Raw genomic sequence first — 2948 nt, 5'->3', positions numbered from 1 at the left:
GGCGGGGCACTGCCGCCCGCGCGGGCGCTCGGCATCAGGCGGGGAGGTGGTCGGGCGGGGTGGCGGGGCGGGTTCGGACGGTGGTGAGGGCGGCCAGGGCCGGGGTGGCGGCGAGGGCGAGGCAGAGGGGCAGCGGGAGGTGGTCGGCGAGCAGGCCGGCCAGCGCGGTGCCGCCCGAACTTCCCGCGTTGAAGGACGTGTTGACCCAGGCGCCGGCGCGCGTCCGCCGACCGGGCTCGGCGAGTTCGTCGGCGAGCAGGTAGGCGGTGGTGAGGGTCGGGGCCACGGTGAGGCCGGCCAGGGCGGCGACGGCCGCGAGGAGCGGGACCGTCGGGGCGAGGGAGGTCAGGGCCAGCGCGCCGGCGAAGGCCGCGGTGAGGACGGCGAGCCGCCGCCGGGCCGGGGCCCGCCAGTCGAGGGCGCCGAGGGCGAGGCCGCCGGTCGCGCTCCCGGCCGCCAGCGCCGCCTCCACCCAGGCGGCGTCGGCCGCCTGCCCGTGCCGCTGGGCGAAGACCACCGTCAGCAGGGCGAACGCGCCGAGTCCGGCCCCGGCCCCGGCGGCCGCGGCGAGCGGCTGGCCGGTCCTGGCCGGCAGCCGCCAGGGGCGCGAACGGTCGCCGGTGGCCGCGGAGTCGGCCACGCGCTCCGGCTCGACGGCGCGCACCGAGGCGGCCAGGGCGAGCGAGCCGGTCAGGACGAGGACGGCGCCCAGTACCAGTCCGAGCGCCGGGCGGGCCGCCGCCGCGATCACGCCGGCCAGCAACGGCCCGGTGACGTACAGGAGTTCCTCGGCGACGGTGTCCAGGCTGTAGGCCCGGCGGCGCAGCCCGGGGTCGGACAGCAGGGCGCTCCACCGCGCCCGGGTGACCGGCCCGAGGGGCGGCGCGAGCACGCCGGCCGCCACGGCGAGGGCGAGCAGGACGGGGTACGGGACGCCGGGACGCCAGGTGGCGGCGGCCAGGCCGAGCAGCACCAGCGCGTACCCGGCCGCCATCGGCGGCAGTGTCCGGCGCGGGCCGTGGCGGTCGACCAGCCCGGCCCGGGCGGGCGAGAGCAGCACGTTGGAGGTAGCGAACAGCGCCGTCAGCCAGCCGGCCCGGGCGTACGAGCCGGTCGTGGCGGTGACGGCGAGCAGGAGCGAGAGCGGGACGACGCCGTAGGAGAGGCGGCCGGTCAGGGCCGCGCCGAAGAGCCGGACCGCGCCGGGGGTGCGCAGGACCGTCGCGTAGGACGAAGACATGGGAAGGGGTTCCTCTGGAGCTGGCGCGCGCCGCGCGCCGGTGGACCGGGACGCCGAAGGACCGCACCACCGGGGTGCGGTCGCCGCGCGGGGCCCTAGTCACGGAAGGGGAACACGGGGCCATGGTAGGGCACGTCCGCGCGAGGGCACGTCCGGGACGTCGGCCCCGCCGGCTTCCCGGGCAGGCCCCCGCGCCGCCGGCCGCAACGGTGCGGAACGCCGGTATCGGAACGGACGTTGTGTCATATTCGTTGTGACCGAGGAGAGTTCACCAACGCCTCTTGGGTCCCGACGGGTTCGCCGGGGCCCATCAGGGCGCGGTCAGCACCATGTCAGCGAGCCGAGGGAGCATGTGCGGAGCGGGTCCACCCCGGTGTCCCGCGTGCGCCGACGACCCGAGGGCCGCACCGCGCCCTACCCGGAATGGAGTGTGCGACATGTCGAACCCCTTTGACGACGCGGACGGGACCTTCCTGGTGCTGGTGAACGACGAGGGCCAGCACTCGCTGTGGCCCGCGTTCGCCGAGCGGCCGGACGGCTGGACGGTGGCGCTGGCCGAGGGGCCGCGCGAGGAGGCGCTGGCCTACGTCGAGGCCAACTGGACGGACATGCGCCCGCGCAGTCTGCGCGAGGCCTCCGCCGCCCGGGCCTCGTAGCGGGGGCGCCTGATCCATGTGAGGAAGGGCCCGGCCTGCCCGCGTGGGGGCGGCCGGGCCGCGTCGATTTCCCCCTCATCACCACGGAAACGGGGACCTTCATCGTGCAGAGGATTCACTTCACCGCAGCCGACCTCGCCAGAACCCGACTGAAGAGCACCATGGGCCCGCTCGTGGAATCGGCCTTCGCCTGCGACCTGCTGGACCGCGGCGTGAGCGCGCCGTACGCCCGGTGGCGGAAGCAGGTGAACGAGCGCCTCCCCCGGCGGCCGGTGCCCCGCCCGCGCAGCCGTCCCGAGCACGACGTGGACTCGCTGCTCCGGCAGGCGCTGCGGTACGCCGAGGCGCCCGACGCGCCGCCCGAGCCGGCCGGGCCGTTCGACGCCTCCGAGGCGTGCGAGCTGCCGCAGCGGCCCGGGGCGGGCCTGGACGCCTGCCTGCTGGAGGCCTGGCAGCTGGCCGTGGCGCCGTTCTGGCAGCACCTGCACGCCTACCTGGTGGCCGAGTGCGAGGCGCGCGGCCGGATCGTGATGGCCGGCGGGGTGGAGCTGCTGCTGTCCACCGCGCACCCCCGGATGACCTGGCGGGCGCCGGTCCTGGAGATCCCCGGCGGGCCGGACCAGGACATCCGGCTGGGCGGCCGGGGCCTGGTGCTCACCCCCTCGGTGTTCCTCAACCACCGGCCGGGCCTGGCGATCGACGCCGAGGGGCCGGACGCGCAGGTGGTGCTGGTGTTCGCGGCCCCGCCGCACGCCCGCAAGGGGGCCCAGCTGTGGCAGGAGCGCGACAGCGGCTCGCGGCCGCTCGGCGCCCTGGTGGGCCAGACCCGGGCGGCCGCCCTGCGGACGCTGCGGGCGAGTTGCACGACCAGCCAGCTCGCCGACCGGCTGGGCATCTCGGCGGCCAGCGCCAGCCAGCACGCGGCGGTGCTGCGCCAGAGCGGGCTGATCACCACCCGCCGGGTGCGCAACACCGTGCTGCACTCGGTGACGCCGCTCGGGATGGCGCTGCTGGACGGCGGGCCGGTACGGCCGGCGGCGACGGGCGGGGGC

At 77.3% G+C, this 2948-nt stretch carries 3 protein-coding genes; 2 read left to right on the top strand and 1 reads right to left on the bottom strand.

What is annotated here, in order from left to right; all coding sequences use genetic code 11:
- Nucleotides 1–34: 34 nt before the first annotated feature.
- A complete protein-coding gene (locus tag ACFU6K_RS35535) occupies nucleotides 35–1240 on the bottom strand; it encodes an MFS transporter (RefSeq protein ID WP_380670235.1) in 1206 nt (401 codons plus the stop codon).
- Between the two features lie 437 nt (nucleotides 1241–1677).
- Here ACFU6K_RS35535 and ACFU6K_RS35530 point away from each other — a divergent pair, with 437 nt between their 5' ends.
- Both ACFU6K_RS35530 and ACFU6K_RS35525 read left to right on the top strand, forming a co-directional pair.
- Nucleotides 1678–1896, top strand: coding sequence for an MbtH family protein (locus ACFU6K_RS35530; protein ID WP_117487098.1), 219 nt, complete (start codon nucleotides 1678–1680; stop codon nucleotides 1894–1896).
- Between the two features lie 104 nt (nucleotides 1897–2000).
- Nucleotides 2001–2948 (top strand): ArsR family transcriptional regulator (locus ACFU6K_RS35525; RefSeq protein ID WP_380670232.1); only part of this gene is annotated, 948 nt, incomplete at its 3' end.

The organism is Kitasatospora sp. NPDC057512 (assembly GCF_042802135.1).
Lineage (GTDB): Bacteria > Actinomycetota > Actinomycetes > Streptomycetales > Streptomycetaceae > Kitasatospora.
Note: the sequence above shows the minus strand (reverse complement) of the source record. Positions and strands in the feature narration are given on the sequence as shown.